Annotated in this window: 15 protein-coding genes; 9 read left to right on the forward strand and 6 right to left on the reverse strand. The window is 64.4% G+C overall.

The annotated features are described in order from the left end of the window. Positions 1-99: 99 nt before the first annotated feature. Both HUK72_RS05775 and epsC read right to left on the reverse strand, forming a co-directional pair. Positions 100-459, reverse strand: a complete 360-nt coding sequence (locus HUK72_RS05775; RefSeq protein ID WP_176595931.1) for a DUF2794 domain-containing protein — start codon at positions 457-459, stop codon at positions 100-102. Next, a complete protein-coding gene (gene epsC / locus HUK72_RS05780; RefSeq protein WP_176595932.1) occupies positions 459-1,169 on the reverse strand; it encodes a serine O-acetyltransferase EpsC in 711 nt (236 codons plus the stop codon). Before epsC ends, HUK72_RS05775 begins: the two co-directional genes overlap by 1 nt. Positions 1,170-1,329: 160 nt before the next feature. Here epsC and HUK72_RS05785 point away from each other — a divergent pair, with 160 nt between their 5' ends. After that, positions 1,330-2,103, forward strand: coding sequence for a sulfite exporter TauE/SafE family protein (locus HUK72_RS05785; RefSeq protein WP_066558326.1), 774 nt, complete (start codon positions 1,330-1,332; stop codon positions 2,101-2,103). A gap of 39 nt (positions 2,104-2,142) precedes the next feature. Next, the gene (locus tag HUK72_RS05790; protein ID WP_066558331.1) at positions 2,143-3,069 is read left to right on the forward strand and encodes a hydrogen peroxide-inducible genes activator; all 927 of its coding nucleotides are present in this window, start codon (positions 2,143-2,145) and stop codon (positions 3,067-3,069) included. 391 nt (positions 3,070-3,460) lie between these two features. Here the strand turns inward: HUK72_RS05790 and HUK72_RS05795 are convergent, their stop codons facing one another. From HUK72_RS05795 to pgsA, 3 genes are read right to left on the reverse strand one after another with little or no spacing between them, the layout of a single operon-like run. Next, a complete protein-coding gene (locus HUK72_RS05795; RefSeq protein WP_176595933.1) occupies positions 3,461-3,901 on the reverse strand; it encodes a molybdenum cofactor biosynthesis protein MoaE in 441 nt (146 codons plus the stop codon). Then, positions 3,898-4,158, reverse strand: a complete 261-nt coding sequence (locus tag HUK72_RS05800; RefSeq protein WP_176595934.1) for a MoaD/ThiS family protein — start codon at positions 4,156-4,158, stop codon at positions 3,898-3,900. Before HUK72_RS05800 ends, HUK72_RS05795 begins: the two co-directional genes overlap by 4 nt. Before the next feature lie 3 nt (positions 4,159-4,161). Continuing rightward, entirely contained in the window at positions 4,162-4,725 is a 564-nt protein-coding gene (gene pgsA, locus HUK72_RS05805) for a CDP-diacylglycerol--glycerol-3-phosphate 3-phosphatidyltransferase (RefSeq protein ID WP_066558340.1), read from the reverse strand. A gap of 147 nt (positions 4,726-4,872) precedes the next feature. On the opposite strand from pgsA, the gene HUK72_RS05810 reads away from it, so the two are divergent. Then, positions 4,873-6,168, forward strand: a complete 1,296-nt coding sequence (locus tag HUK72_RS05810; RefSeq protein ID WP_176595935.1) for an MFS transporter — start codon at positions 4,873-4,875, stop codon at positions 6,166-6,168. A gap of 162 nt (positions 6,169-6,330) precedes the next feature. On the opposite strand, the gene HUK72_RS05815 is transcribed toward HUK72_RS05810, so the two are convergent. Then, positions 6,331-6,528, reverse strand: coding sequence for a hypothetical protein (locus HUK72_RS05815; RefSeq protein ID WP_176595936.1), 198 nt, complete (start codon positions 6,526-6,528; stop codon positions 6,331-6,333). A 109-nt stretch (positions 6,529-6,637) separates the two neighbouring features. Between HUK72_RS05815 and HUK72_RS05820 the strand changes: the two genes are divergently transcribed. From HUK72_RS05820 to dxs, 6 genes are all read left to right on the forward strand, one after another. After that, positions 6,638-8,716 (forward strand): transglycosylase domain-containing protein, encoded by a 2,079-nt coding sequence (locus HUK72_RS05820; protein ID WP_176595937.1) that lies wholly within the window; start codon positions 6,638-6,640, stop codon positions 8,714-8,716. Between the two features lie 78 nt (positions 8,717-8,794). Beyond that, positions 8,795-9,217, forward strand: a complete 423-nt coding sequence (locus HUK72_RS05825) for an iron-sulfur cluster assembly scaffold protein (RefSeq protein ID WP_176595938.1) — start codon at positions 8,795-8,797, stop codon at positions 9,215-9,217. Continuing rightward, on the forward strand, positions 9,217-11,037 hold the full coding sequence (locus tag HUK72_RS05830; protein ID WP_176595939.1) for a monovalent cation:proton antiporter-2 (CPA2) family protein: 1,821 nt from the start codon (positions 9,217-9,219) through the stop codon (positions 11,035-11,037). The genes HUK72_RS05825 and HUK72_RS05830 overlap by 1 nt, the downstream gene beginning before the upstream one ends. Continuing rightward, positions 11,034-11,360 (forward strand): DUF423 domain-containing protein, encoded by a 327-nt coding sequence (locus HUK72_RS05835; protein ID WP_176595940.1) that lies wholly within the window; start codon positions 11,034-11,036, stop codon positions 11,358-11,360. Before HUK72_RS05830 ends, HUK72_RS05835 begins: the two co-directional genes overlap by 4 nt. Positions 11,361-11,405: 45 nt before the next feature. Beyond that, the gene (locus HUK72_RS05840) at positions 11,406-11,876 is read left to right on the forward strand and encodes a Fur family transcriptional regulator (RefSeq protein ID WP_176595941.1); all 471 of its coding nucleotides are present in this window, start codon (positions 11,406-11,408) and stop codon (positions 11,874-11,876) included. Between the two features lie 49 nt (positions 11,877-11,925). After that, complete coding sequence (dxs, locus tag HUK72_RS05845; protein ID WP_218035914.1) at positions 11,926-13,860, forward strand: 1-deoxy-D-xylulose-5-phosphate synthase; 1,935 nt, start codon at positions 11,926-11,928, stop codon at positions 13,858-13,860. Positions 13,861-13,916 lie beyond the last annotated feature (56 nt).

Raw genomic sequence — 13,916 nt, forward strand, 5'->3', positions numbered from 1 at the left:
AGCGGGACCCCGGATCAAGTCCGGGGTGACGAGGGGGGAATAGCGGGAAACCACCCAATATACACTCTTCCGCCGATGCCTCTGCGGACCGCGTACGCCTCAATCCCCCACGATCTTGAGCAAGCGCCGTTCGACAGGCGCGAGAATCCCCTGGAGTTCGGCGCCGCGCTTCAGCACATGGCCCGCCTCCCCGATCAGCGCCCACATGCCCTGCCGGTTGCGCAGGGAGGGCCGTTTTTCGATGCGGAATTCCGGACGTTCGGCCGCCCGGCGAAAGGCGGAGAAAATCGCGGCTTCGCGGCCCATGTCGATCGCATAGTCGCGCCAATGGCCGGCGGCGACCATGCGGCCGTAAAGATCCATGATCCGTTGGAGTTCGAGACGATCGAAACCGGTCTGACCGGAGGAAGCCCTTACGCCCTGGGCCTCTTGCGACGGAAACGGCGTCACATTGCTCATCAGGCGCGGCCACGCTCCTTAAGGAGCGGAACCTTCTCGCCAGGCGCATCCCCCCGTTCCGCAAGCAGTTCAGCCAGACGCTTTTGCAATTGCTCGACCTCGCACTGAAGCAGTTCCAGTTTCTGCTTTTCCGGATCGAAACAGTCGGAGCAAGGCGTGCCATAGGGCAGGAATTCGCGCTGATAGGCGGTCACGTCGACCAGCATGGCGCGGGCGGGAATGCCGACCATGGTGGCGCCTTCCTTCACATCCTTGGTCACGACGGCATTGGCTCCCACGCGGGCTCGGGCGCCGACGCGCACCGGGCCCAGGACCTGCGCGCCGGACCCGACAATGACGCCGTCCTCCAGCGTGGGATGCCGCTTGCCGGCGATGCCGTTCGCGGGGTCGGTGCCGCCCAGCGTCACATTCTGGTAGAGGGTGACGTCATCACCGATCTCCGCCGTCTCGCCAACGACCGTGAAGCCATGGTCGATGAAGAAGCGCTTGCCGATTCGGGCGCCCGGATGAATGTCGTTGCCGGTCAGGAATCGGGAAAAATGATTCACCGCCCGGGCCAGGAAATAGAGCCGTGTGCGATAGAGGCGATGCGCCACGCGATGGAAGGCCAGCGACCAGACGCCCGGATAGAGCAGGATTTCGGCGCGCGAGCGCGGAGCAGGGTCGCGGGATTTGACCGAGTCCAGATAAGCAATAAGATTGCGCAGCATGCAGCGCCCCTGATGAAACCGACCAACTGGTACATAAGCGCAAAAGGATGAATTTTCCAGATGGCAGGCTATTTCGGCTTCGCCCGATAAAACAGAAAGTTTCTTGGCGGCCCGTGATATACCAATCAAGGCGGTAGACAATCATAACAGGGACCATTGAATGATCGACACCTTTATCGCCCATTTCGGCGAAATTCTGCCTTTCATTCTTATCGGTTTCGGCGCCCAGATGATCGACGGCGCCCTAGGCATGGCCTATGGCGTCATTTCCAGCACGCTGCTGCTGGCGCTCGGCGTGCCGCCCAGCAGGGCGTCGGCCAGCGTGCATGCGGCGGAAACCTTCACCACCGGCGTATCCGCGATCAGCCATATCGCCCATCGCAACGTCGATTGGCGCCTGTTCGCGCGGCTCATCATTCCAGGCGTGATCGGCGGCGTCACGGGCGCCTATCTGCTGTCCCATGTCGACGGCGCCGTCATCAAGCCGTTCGTACAATTCTACCTGACGGCGATCGGCGTCTATCTGGTCTGGCGCGGTTTCCATTACCCGCCCCAGGCGCGCGATCCCAAATGGGTGGGGCCGCTGGGCCTTGTCGGCGGCTTCATGGATGCGACCGGCGGCGGCGGCTGGGGGCCGGTGGTGACATCGAACCTGCTGATCCAGGGATCGAGCCCGCGGCACACCATCGGCACGGTCAACAGCGTCGAATTCATCCTGACCCTGTCGATCAGCATCACCTTCCTGCTGCATCTGGGATGGGAAACCTTCACCACCTACACGATCGGCCTGCTGATCGGCGGCGTGATCGCGGCGCCCTTCGGCGCGAAGTTGGCCCGGCACGTCTCGCCACGAACGCTGTTCATCGCCGTGGGATCGATCCTCACGCTGACATCGCTGTTCGGCGTGGCCAAATGGCTTGGATATATCGGCTAAATCACTTATATTGCGCTTTCCAATCGAGGAAGGCGATCAATGTCGAGCTACATGCCCACGCTCAAGCAGCTACAATATCTTGTGGCGCTGAAGGAGCATGGCCATTTCGGCAAGGCGGCGGACAGTTGCTTCGTGACCCAGTCGACGCTTTCGGCGGGCATTCGCGAGCTGGAATCGCTGGTCGGCATCACGCTGGTCGAGCGGACCCGCCGGGTGGTGCGCTTCACCGCGCTGGGCGACCGCATCGTCGAGAAGGCGCATCGCGTGCTGCGCGAGGCGGAGGAACTGGCCGCCATTGCGGAAGCTTCGGGCAAGCCGCTGACCGGCGAATTGCGCATGAGCGTCATTCCGACCATCGCGCCCTTCCTGCTGCCCCGCCTGCTGCCCAAACTGCGCAACGAGCGGCCGGAACTGAAGCTTTACCTGCGCGAGGAAACGACGCAGGCGGCGATCGAATCCCTGCGGCATGGCAATGTGGATTGCGTGCTGCTGGCCCTGCCCTTTCCGACCGGGGAACTGGACAGCGAAATATTGTTCCAGGACCGGCTCTATGTCGCCTTCCCGCGGGATGATCCGCGCGATCCGCCCGAATGGATCACGCCAGAGATGATCGACGAGACCAAGCTGCTGCTGCTGGAGGACGGGCATTGCCTGAAGGACCATGCGCTGGCTGCCTGCAACCGGCCGGAGATCCGGGCGAGCGCGATGATGATGGGCACATCCCTGCATACGCTGGTGCAGATGGTGGATAACGGCCTAGGCATGACGATCATGCCGGAAATGGCGATCGCCAGCGGACTGCTGGACCATACGCAGATCACCGCCCGGCCGCTGCGGTCGGAACGGGCGCATCGCGACATCGCGCTGGTGTGGCGCAAGAACAGCCCGCGGGACAAGGAATTCCGGTTGTTGGCGGAGCTGCTGCGCGATGCCGCGGATTTGCCGGAGGTCAGCCGGGCGGCTTAGGCCGTAAACTCATAAATGTCGCGTTCGAGGCGCCAAAATGGCGAACATATCGGGCCGAAATGCGCGCGGCGAAGGTTGGACACCTTTGCAAGCGCATTTCGGTTCGAGATGGAAGCCATTTTGGCGTCCTGCGGATTTGACCAAAAAGGCCCATCCCGGCGTCGAGAGGGCTTGAAATATCGACATATTCCTGCGCCCTCTCTCCTTGTGCTGGGCCTTTTTGCCTCAAACCTCGAACGCGACATTTATGAGTTTACGGCCTAGACAACGAGCGTTGCCTTGGACGAAGAATCACCGTGCTCCTGCGTAGGCAGGAGTCCAGTTCAGACGGCGGGACTGGGCTCCTGCCTACGCAGGAGCACGGAGGTTTGGCAGCGTAAGTCAGAGCGCATTACCGCTTCCAACTATCAGCCTTCACATCATCCTCAACGCGGGCTTCGACCCAGGCGGTGCGGTCATCGAAATGCTCCTTCTTCCAGAAGGGCGCCTGCGATTTCAGCCAGTCGATGAGGAACGCGCAAGCCTCCAGCGCGGCCGTGCGGTGGCGTGAGGCGGTGCCGACGAAGACGATCCGCTCGCCCGGCTCCAGCCGCCCGAAGCGATGGATCACCCGCACCCCGAGCAAGGGCCAGCGTTCGCTTGCCTCCGCAACGATGCGTTCGACCTGCGCCGTCGTCATCGCCGGATAATGTTCGAGTTCGAGCGCGATCAGCCCGCCATCCCCCCGCACGATGCCGGTGAAGCTGGCGACGCCGCCACCGCCGCTCGCCTCCAGCGCGGCGAGTTCGACCGCCGGGTCGAAATCCCCGGTCTGGATGGAAACGCTGCTCATCCGCCTGTGACCGGCGGAAAGATCGCCAGTTCCTTCGCTTCCCCGATCGGGCTGTCGAGTGGCACGAAGCGATGGTCGAGCGCCGCGCGCAGCTTGTCCGGTCGCGCAAAGGCCTCGGCATAGCCGCCGCCCCGCGCCGCCAGCGTAGCGATAAGCGCGCCGATGGTGACATCGGCGGCGGGCCGCTCGACCTGCTCCTCATCCCGGCCGATGGCTTCGCGGACCCAGGCGAAATAGACGAGGCTAAGCCGTGCCATCGCTCAATCCATATGCTTGATGCCGACGCGCAGATAATCCCAGCCCGTGACCAGGGTCAGGATTGCCGCCGCCCACAACGTGGCGATGCCGACCAGTTGCACGAAGGGGAATTGCGGGACGGCGCCTGCGAGAATCAGCGCACCCAGGGCGATGAGCTGAAAAGTGGTCTTCCATTTGGCGAGGCGGGACACCGGCACGGACACCTGGAGTCCGGCAAGAAATTCGCGCAGGCCCGACACGGCGATCTCCCGCAGAAGGATGATCATCGCGGCGGCGATATGGATGCCCGAAATGTCGCGGGTGGCCGACAGCATCAGGATCACCGCGCCGACCATGATCTTGTCGGCAATGGGATCGAGGAAAATGCCCAGTCTCGACACCGCGCCCTGCGCCCGGGCGAGATAGCCGTCGAAATAATCGGTGATCCCCATCAGGCAATAGAGCGCGAAGGCCAACATATAGCCTGTGGTCCAGCGCGCACCGATTTCGGCGGGCCAGAGCAGGGCGACCAGCAGGGGTACGGTCAATATACGCGAAAGCGTCAGCAAATTGGGCAGCGTCAGCATGGCGGCGGACTGCCACAGTCAGCGCCCGCGCACAAGCGGGCGCACGAGCAAGGCGACACGCCTTCGCGCACGGGAGGATTGGACAGACCAGTCATCTATGGCTAGACCCCGCCACGCTCATCCACAGCGAAGAAGACCCCCTCGCCCATGCAAGCCTCTCTCAGGCTCCTCAACAAGCGACGTTTTCTGCCGCTTTTCATCACCCAGCTCCTCGGCGCCTTCAACGACAATCTGTTCAAGAATGCGATGGTGCTGTTCGTCGTCTATACCGTCTATAACGACGAGAAATCGGAAACCTGGTTCAGCGCGCTGGCGACGGGCGTCTTCATCCTGCCCTTCTTCCTGCTATCCGCCCTGTCCGGGCAATTGGCGGATCAGCGGGACAAGGCGACCATCATCCGCATCGTCAAGGCGGCCGAAATCGTCATCATGACCGTGGGCGCAGCCGGGCTGGCGCTGATCTGGAGCGGGATCGCGGTCCATACGCTCGCCATTCCGCTGCTGCTGGTCGCGCTGTTCGCCATGGGGGTGCATTCGACCTTCTTCGGGCCGATCAAATATGCGATTCTGCCGCAGCATCTGCATGATGAGGAAGTGCTGGGCGGAACCGGACTGGTCGAGGCGGGGACCTATATCGCGATTCTGGCCGGGACCATATTGGCCGGGGTCATCCCGGTACAGGCGGCGGCGGTCGGCATCATCCTGACCGCCGTGATCGGCTGGCTCGCCGGCCGCAAGGTGCCGCCCGCCCCATCGCTGCTGGAGCGGCAGCCGATCGATTTTCATATCATCCGATCCTCGATCACGCTGGTGCGGGGAACGATGCATATCAGGCGGCTTTACCTTGCCATCATGGCGATCAGCTTCTTCTGGGCCGTGGGCACCGTGCTGTTCATCCAGTTCCCGCCGCTGGTCAAGAATGTGCTGAGCGCCGACAAGTCGGTCGCCAGCCTGTTCCTGGGCATTTTTTCGATCGGCATCGCCATCGGTTCGGTCGCGATCAACCGGCTGCTGGGGGGGCATGTGTCGGCCAAATATGCCCCGGCTTCCGTGATCGGCATGGGAATCAGCATCATCGCCTTCCATATCGTGTGCGATCTCTGGATGGCGGGGTCCGACGGGCGGATGCTCTCGCTGGCGGGATTTCTGTCCCATCCACTGGCGATTCCGCTGTCGATCTGCCTGCTATGCGTGACAACCTTCGGCGGCATGTTCGTGGTGCCGCTTTATGCCTTCCTCACCACCACGGTCGAGAAATGCGAGGCGGCGCGGACGGTCGCGGCGAACAATATCGTCAATTCGGGCGCGATGGTGATCGGATCGCTGATCACCATCAGCCTCAGCATCGCCGGGCTGTCGGTGGTGAACCAGTTGCTGCTGGTGGCGGCGCTGTGCCTGCCCTGCGCGTGGATCGCGTGGACGCTGCACAAGGCCTGCGATTGATGGGAAGAAAGCGGACATTCCCCCTCCCGCAGGCGGGAGGGGGCTAGGGGGTGGGCTAACGCGACATCAGCGGTGATCTTCAAAGGCTAAGCTAGAAGCTCGCTTCGCTCGCGCCCACCCCTAACCCCTCCCGCCTGCGGGAGGGGGACGTCTTGGATTGCTCTAGAAAATGAAGCTGTAGAAAGCCGTGAAGAAGGCGCCGAAGCTCAGCATGAACAGCTTCCAGTCATTATCGTCGGAAACCGGTGGGCGTTCGCGCGCCACGCTCGACTCTTCGACGCGCAGGACATGGCGCGGCAGCCGCTGGCGGAACGGATGGCGGGCCGACTCGCTCGTCAGGACTAGAGGTCTCGTTCTCATGGGCGACAGGTTAAGAGATTCTTTACCATTTGTAACATCGCGATTCAAAGTTAACCCGGGGCTGTCCCGCGACGGGACATGCTTGACTGTATCAGACAAATAACACAGCATGACCGAAGCGATGAAAGACCCCCTGCCGATTCCGGAGCCCGAAACCCTGCCGCCCCGCGCCTTCGGGGCTGGCCCGCCAAGCGCCTTCGCGCCGCCAAGGCCCTGGAAACGGCGGGTGCAGATCGGCGGATGGGTAGTCGCGGCGCTGCTGGCGCTGCTGATGATCGTCATCGCCTGGCTGGCGGTGACGGCACCGATGTCCCGTTCCCTGAAGCCCATCGCGCCGCCCAGCATCAGCTTGATGTCGGCGGACAGCCATCTGATCGCCCGGCGCGGCGCGATCATCGACCGGCCCGTCACCGTGGCCGCCCTGCCCAAACATGTGCCGCAGGCCTTCATGGCAATCGAGGACCGGCGTTTCTATAACCATTGGGGGATCGACCCACGCGGCATAGCGCGGGCGGCATGGCATAATCTCTGGTCCAGCGGCTCGTCCCAGGGTGGCAGCACGATTACCCAGCAGCTTGCCAAAGGCGTGTTCCTCTCCAGCGACCGGACTTTCGGCCGCAAGGCGCGGGAGGCGCTGATCGCCTTCTGGCTGGAAGCGTGGCTGACCAAGGACCAGATCATGGAGCGTTATCTCTCCAACGTCTATTTCGGGGATAATGTCTATGGGTTGCGGGCCGCGTCGCTGCATTATTTCAACCGCCAGCCCGAACGGCTGACCATCCCGCAGGCGGCGATGCTCGCCGGGTTGCTGAAGGCGCCCTCCCGGCTTGCGCCGACCGCCAATCTGAAAGGTGCGCGGGAGCGGGCGGCGCTGGTGACGCAGGCGATGGTGGAGGCGGGCTATATCAGCCAGGCCCAGCGCAACGCCCTGCCCCCGGCCCGGCTCAACGTGCATGAAGCGCCCGATCCGACCAGCGGCACTTATTTTGCCGACTGGGTGCTGCCTCAGGCCCGCGACCGGGCGGGCGCGGTCTATGGCGCGCAAAATGTGACGACCACGCTCGACTGGCGCATTCAAAGGCTGGCGGAAGCCGCGATCCGCCGCGCACCGCTGGGCAAGGCGGAAGCGGCGCTGGTGGCGATGAAGCCCGATGGCAGCGTCGTCGCCATGGTGGGCGGCAAGGATTATGGCAAAAGCGCCTTCAATCGCGCTGTGCAGGCGAAGCGCCAGCCGGGGTCGACGTTCAAGCTGTTCGTCTATCTCGCGGCATTCCGCGCAGGCATGACGCCCGACGATTTCATCGAGGACACGCCGATCACCACCGGCACCTATCGCCCGGCCAATCATGGCGGCAAATATCGCGGCCGGATCACGCTGCGTCAGGCCTTTGCCGCGTCGAGCAACGTCGCGGCGGTGCGGCTGACGCAGAAGATCGGCGTCGACAATGTCATCAAGGTGGCGCGCGATCTGGGCGTCACCGCGCCGCTGACCGAGGATTTGAGCCTGGCGCTCGGCACCTCGGAAATCCCGCTGGTGGAGCTGACCGAGGCCTATGCGGCGGTGGCGGCGGGCGCCTATCCAGTGCTGGCCCATGGCCTGCCGCCCGAGGAACAGGGCTGGTTCGACCGGCTGCTGAGCCGCCGAAAAGCTTTCAGCGACGACCAGTTGGAGATGATCCGCGACCTGCTGTCCTCCGCCGCCAATCGCGGCACCGGAAGCGCGGCGGCATTGCGGACCAGCACCTTCGGCAAGACCGGCACGACGCAGGACAGCCGGGATGCGATCTTCGTCGGCTATGCGGGCGGGCTGGTGACGGCGGTATGGATCGGCAATGACGACAATACCCCCCTGCCCGGCGGAGCGGCGGGTGGCGGCGTGCCTGCGCGGATCTGGCGCAATTTCATGGCGGGCGCGATCAACGAGCCGGTCGAGGATGCGCCGGAGGAGACTAAGGACAGCGACCTCGTCAACGCCATCGCCAATGTCGCGACGGAGGCGGGCCTGGGCAATATGAGCGTTGGCCTGGATACGCAGGGCGTGACGGTGAATATCGGCAACGGACAGCTTCGTTTGCCGATCGACCAGCCGCCCGAACCTCCGCCGGGCGCGCCCGGACCGCAGCCCGGCACGCCACCGCCGCGCATCGTCGTCCCGACCGATCCGGCCGCGAGCGATCAAAGGCCTTGAGATGAGAGCGGCGTGGCTGCAACAAAACATGGGGTTGCGCCCTTTCTCCCCGGCGCATCCTGCCCTACATGGGTGGGGATGAGTGCCCCCCTCTACAATAAGGACATTTTGCGGCTGGCCGCGAACATTCCCCATCACAAGCGGCTGCCCGATCCGCAGGCGAGCGTGGAGAAACGCTCGCCCACCTGCGGGTCGCGGGTGACGGCGGATGTCAGGATGGAAGCGGGAAGGCTTGCCGATTTGGGACTGGACGTGAAGGCCTGCGCCTTGGGGCAAGCTTCGGCAGCGCTGATGGCGGCGCAAGCGATTGGCCTCACCGCCGATGAGCTGGCCGATGCGCGGGACCGGCTGACCGCCTATCTGGCCGGGGAAAGCGACGATCTGGATTTCTGGCCGGGGCTGGCGGTTCTGGCGCCCGCCCGGGGCTATCCGGCGCGCCATGCCTCCATCCGGCTGGGCTTCGAAGCCATTGCCGAAGCCGCGCGCATGGCCAACGCCTGATGCAGGGACAGGTTGCGCCGGTCGCCGCTTCGCCGGTTTCCGCCACCGACATATTGCTCTCCGAAGGGGTGGTCCTGCTCGGCGCAGCGGTGCTGTTCGTCATGGTTTTCCGCCGTCTGGGGCTGGGCGCCGTGCTCGGCTATCTGGTTGCCGGCGCACTGGTCGGGCCGCAGGGGCTGAGGCTGGTCGGTGGGGCAGAATCGAAGCTTGCCATTGCAGAGATCGGCATCGTTCTGCTGCTCTTCCTGGTCGGGCTGGAACTGCATCCGGCGCGCTTGTGGCGGCTGAAACGGGATATTTTCGCTCTGGGCACGGTGCAGGTGGTGCTGTGCGGATGCGCGCTGACGGCGATCATCTTCTACACCACCGGCTTCACCTGGGGGGCAGCGATCGCGCTGGGGTTGCCGCTCGCGCTTTCCTCCACCGCGCAGGTTCTGCCCGGCCTCAAGAGCAGCGGCCGCATCAATTCGCCCTTTGGCGAGAAGGTGTTTTCGATCCTGCTGTTCCAGGACCTGTCGATCGTTCCGCTGATCACCATCGTCGCGGCCCTGTCGCGCAATCCCGAAGATGTCGGCGGGCCGCCGGGATGGATGATGGCCGGCTATACGGTCGCGGCGATTGCCGGGCTGGTGCTGGCGGGGCGCTTCATCCTGCGCCCCTTGCTACAACTGGTCGGGCGGCTGGGCGAGCGGGAGCTGTTCGTCACGGTCGGGCTGTTCACCGTGCTGGCGGCGGCGGCGCTGATGCACGCCCTGCACCTCTCGACCGCGCTGGGCGCCTTTATCGCAGGCGTGATGCTGGCCGATTCGCCCTATCGGCACGAGATAGAGGCGGATGTCGAACCCTTCCGCTCGATCCTGCTCGGCCTGTTCTTCCTGGCGGTCGGCATGGTGCTCGACCTGCATGTGGTGGCGGCCAATCCCTTCTTCGTCATCGGCATGGCGGCGATATTGGTGCTGACCAAGGCGGGGCTGATCACCGGCCTCGCCCGGTTGTTCGGCCTGGAGTGGAATCAGGCCATCGGCGCGGGGCTACTGCTGAGCCAGGGCGGCGAATTCGGCTTCGTTCTATTCGCGCAGGCGCAGAACGCCCTGCTGATCGCGCCCCAGGCGGCCAGCCTGTTCAGCGCCATCGTCACCTTCTCGATGGCGACGACGCCCTTCCTGATGCTGTTCGCCCGCAGGCTGGAATTCGCCAAGCCCAAGGCCAGGCCGGACCTGCCCAAGCCCGAGGATGCGCCGCGCGGCACCGCCATCATCGTCGGCTATGGCCGTTTCGGGCAAACCGTTGCGCAAATGCTGATGGGCCATGGCTTCGGCGTCGTGCTGATCGACAAGAAACCATCCCAGATCGAAGTGTCCAGCCGCTTCGACATGAAGGTCTCTTATGGCGACGGCACGCGGATCGACCTGCTGCGCCGGTCGGGCGCGGAGGAGGCGCGGCTGATCGCCTTCTGCATCGACGATCCTTCGCTCGACGCGCGGGTGCTGGAGCCGATTGCGGAGGCTTTCCCGCAGGCGGCGCTGGTGGTGCGCGCCTTCGACCGGCGGCAGTTGCTGGCCCTCAAGGACATGGATCTGGCAGGCATCGTGCGCGAAGTGTTCGAATCCGCGATTCTCATGGGCGTTCAGGCGATGCAGGCGCTGGGCGTGCCATCCGAAGAGGTCGAGGAGGTCGAGCGCCAATATCGCCGGAATGACGAGCAGCGCATGGCGCTCCAGATCGAGCATGGCAATTTGCTGGCGGCCAAGGATTTGATGTACCGGCCCGGACGGCGCATGCACCTGATGGCGCGGGGCGAAGGGAAGGAAGAGGCATGATCGCGGTTCTGGCGGCGCTATCGGCGGCTTTGGCGATTGCGGCGGGGGCCTTTGGCGCGCATGGCGCGGCCAGCCCGCAGGCGGCGGAATGGCTGCGCACTGGCGGCATCTATCAGCTCGTCCATGCCGTGGCCGCACTCGCCATCATGGGGGTGGCGCGGGGTCCGGCGGCGCTGCACCTGGGCGGAGCGGCGATTTTCGCTTTCACCCTCTATGCCATGGCGCTCGGAGCGCCCAAATGGCTGGGCGCGGTGACGCCGATCGGCGGAACCCTGATGATCGCGGGCTGGATCTGGGCGGCCTGGATCTATTGGCGCGGCTGATTGCCGCCACTTGCCCCCGCCTCCACCCACGCTTAGATTGCAATCATGGCCGATCACCACCACCACGACCATCATGAACCGGCAGGCGACAGTCTGGCGGATGCCGCGCGCGCCACGCTGGAGGCAAGCCAGGAACAATGGACGCCGATGCGCGCCGCCATTTTCGACGCGCTGGCGGCGGAGGAAACGCCCGCCTCCGCCTATGACATAGCCGATACCGTGTCGAAGGCGCGCGGCAAGCGGGTGGCGCCCAACAGCGTCTACCGTATCCTGGACCTGTTCGTGAGCAACAATATCGCGATGCGGGTGGAAAGCGCCAACGCCTATATCGCCAATGTGCATCCGGGCTGTCATCACGACTGCATCTTCCTGGTGTGCAAAAACTGCAAGCAGGCCACCCATGTCGACGACGACAAGGTGACGGACAAGGTCCGCGCCGTCGCCAGGGCGGAGGGTTTCCAGCCGGAACGCCCGGTCATCGAGATATTGGGCACCTGCGCCAAGTGCGCGGCATGATGGGGGCGTTGCGTTGCGCCCCGGAACCGCCTAGCGCGCATCGGAGTCTATGTCTTTCATGAACGATCGCCCCTCCACCCCGCTGCTCGACCAGGTCGTCTGGCCTGCGGACTTGCGCAAGCTGCAACCCGACCAGCTTCGGCAACTGGCCGACGAGCTGCGGCAGGAAGTGATTTCCGCCGTCGGCGTGACCGGCGGCCATCTGGGCTCCGGGCTGGGCGTCGTCGAACTGACCGCCGCCATCCATTATGTGTTCGACACGCCCAGCGACAAGCTGGTCTGGGACGTCGGCCATCAATGCTATCCGCACAAGATATTGACCGGGCGGCGCGACCGCATCCGTACCTTGCGTCAGGGCGGTGGGCTCAGCGGCTTCACCAAGCGGGCGGAGAGCGAGTTCGACCCGTTCGGCGCGGCGCATAGCTCGACCTCGATCAGCGCGGCCTTGGGCTTTGCCGTGGCGAACAAGATGAAGGGCCAGCCCGGCAAGGCCATCGCGGTGATCGGTGACGGCTCCATGTCGGCGGGCATGGCCTATGAGGCGATGAACAATGCGCGGGAAGCCGGCAATCGACTGATCGTGATCCTGAACGACAATGACATGTCGATCGCGCCGCCGGTCGGCGGGCTGTCGGCCTATCTGGCGCGGCTGGTGTCGAGCCGGGAGTTTCTGGGCCTGCGCGACCTTGCCAAGCGGCTGGCGCGGCGGCTGCCCCGCCCGCTCCACAATGCGGCGCGCAAGACCGACGAGTTCGCGCGCGGCATGGCGATGGGCGGGACATTGTTCGAGGAACTGGGCTTCTATTATGTCGGCCCGATCGACGGGCATAATCTGGACCAGTTGATCCCGGTGCTGGAAAATGTGCGCGACGCGGCGGAAGGGCCATGCCTCGTCCATGTCGTGACGCAGAAGGGCAAAGGCTATGCCCCGGCCGAGGCGGCGGCAGACAAATATCATGGCGTGCAGAAGTTCGACATCATCACCGGCGCGCAGGCCAAGGCGCCTCCGGGTCCGCCCAGCTATACCGGCGTCTTCGCCAAGGCGCTGATCGCGGAGGCTGAGCGCGATCCCGCCGTGTGCGCGATCACCGCCGCCATGCCTTCGGGCACGGGACTGGACAAATTCGCCGCCGCCTTTCCCGACCGGACTTTCGACGTCGGCATTGCGGAGCAACATGCCGTGACCTTCGCGGCGGGCCTTGCCGCGCAGGGCATGCGGCCTTTCTGCGCGATCTATTCGACCTTCCTGCAACGCGCTTACGATCAGGTCGTCCATGACGTGGCGATCCAGAATCTACCGGTGCGCTTCGCCATCGACCGGGCCGGACTGGTGGGCGCGGACGGTTCGACCCATGCGGGCAGCTTCGACATCACCTATCTCGCCAGCCTGCCCAATTTCGTCGTCATGGCCGCCGCCGACGAAGCGGAACTGGTCCATATGGTCCACACTTGCGCCCTGCACGATGACGGGCCGATCGCGGTGCGTTATCCCCGCGGCAACGGCACGGGTATCGCCTTGCCGGAGACTCCGGAGCGGCTGGAGATCGGCAAGGGGCGGATCGTGCGCGACGGGCGTCAGGTCGCGATCCTGTCGCTTGGCACCCGGCTGGAGGAAGCGCTGAAGGCGGCAGAGGCGCTGGAGGCCAAGGGCCTGTCGACCACCGTCGCGGATTTGCGCTTCGCCAAGCCGTTGGACGAGGCCTTGATCCGCAAGCTGCTGACCACCCATGAAGTCGCCGTGACCATAGAGGAAGGCTCTATCGGCGGTCTTGGCGCGCATGTGCTGACCTTGGCGAGCGATCAGGGGCTGATCGACAACGGTCTCAAGCTGCGAACCATGCGCCTGCCCGACATCTTCCAGGATCAGGACAAGCCCGAGAAGCAATATGCCGATGCGCGGCTCGATGCGGAGGCGATTGTGGATATGGTGCTGACGGCGCTGCGTCATAACAGCGCGGGCATCGGCACAGAGGCGCGGGCCTGATCAGCAACCAAAGGGTTGCATAAATTCTCTGAACATCCATATCAGCAACCAGGAGG

The organism is Sphingobium sp. 15-1 (assembly GCF_013375535.1).
GTDB classification, from domain to species: domain Bacteria; phylum Pseudomonadota; class Alphaproteobacteria; order Sphingomonadales; family Sphingomonadaceae; genus Sphingobium; species Sphingobium aromaticivastans.

Excerpts from the sequence above, each read along its gene's own strand:
- HUK72_RS05775 (WP_176595931.1), bottom strand. The coding sequence starts at position 459 with ATGAGCAATGTGACGCCGTTTCCGTCGCAAGAGGCCCAGGGCGTAAGG.
- epsC (WP_176595932.1), bottom strand. The coding sequence starts at position 1,169 with ATGCTGCGCAATCTTATTGCTTATCTGGACTCGGTCAAATCCCGCGAC.
- HUK72_RS05785 (WP_066558326.1), top strand. The coding sequence starts at position 1,330 with ATGATCGACACCTTTATCGCCCATTTCGGCGAAATTCTGCCTTTCATT.
- HUK72_RS05790 (WP_066558331.1), top strand. The coding sequence starts at position 2,143 with ATGTCGAGCTACATGCCCACGCTCAAGCAGCTACAATATCTTGTGGCG.
- HUK72_RS05795 (WP_176595933.1), bottom strand. The coding sequence starts at position 3,901 with ATGAGCAGCGTTTCCATCCAGACCGGGGATTTCGACCCGGCGGTCGAA.
- HUK72_RS05800 (WP_176595934.1), bottom strand. The coding sequence starts at position 4,158 with ATGGCACGGCTTAGCCTCGTCTATTTCGCCTGGGTCCGCGAAGCCATC.
- pgsA (WP_066558340.1), bottom strand. The coding sequence starts at position 4,725 with ATGCTGACGCTGCCCAATTTGCTGACGCTTTCGCGTATATTGACCGTA.
- HUK72_RS05810 (WP_176595935.1), top strand. The coding sequence starts at position 4,873 with ATGCAAGCCTCTCTCAGGCTCCTCAACAAGCGACGTTTTCTGCCGCTT.
- HUK72_RS05815 (WP_176595936.1), bottom strand. The coding sequence starts at position 6,528 with ATGAGAACGAGACCTCTAGTCCTGACGAGCGAGTCGGCCCGCCATCCG.
- HUK72_RS05820 (WP_176595937.1), top strand. The coding sequence starts at position 6,638 with ATGACCGAAGCGATGAAAGACCCCCTGCCGATTCCGGAGCCCGAAACC.
- HUK72_RS05825 (WP_176595938.1), top strand. The coding sequence starts at position 8,795 with ATGAGTGCCCCCCTCTACAATAAGGACATTTTGCGGCTGGCCGCGAAC.
- HUK72_RS05830 (WP_176595939.1), top strand. The coding sequence starts at position 9,217 with ATGCAGGGACAGGTTGCGCCGGTCGCCGCTTCGCCGGTTTCCGCCACC.
- HUK72_RS05835 (WP_176595940.1), top strand. The coding sequence starts at position 11,034 with ATGATCGCGGTTCTGGCGGCGCTATCGGCGGCTTTGGCGATTGCGGCG.
- HUK72_RS05840 (WP_176595941.1), top strand. The coding sequence starts at position 11,406 with ATGGCCGATCACCACCACCACGACCATCATGAACCGGCAGGCGACAGT.
- dxs (WP_218035914.1), top strand. The coding sequence starts at position 11,926 with ATGTCTTTCATGAACGATCGCCCCTCCACCCCGCTGCTCGACCAGGTC.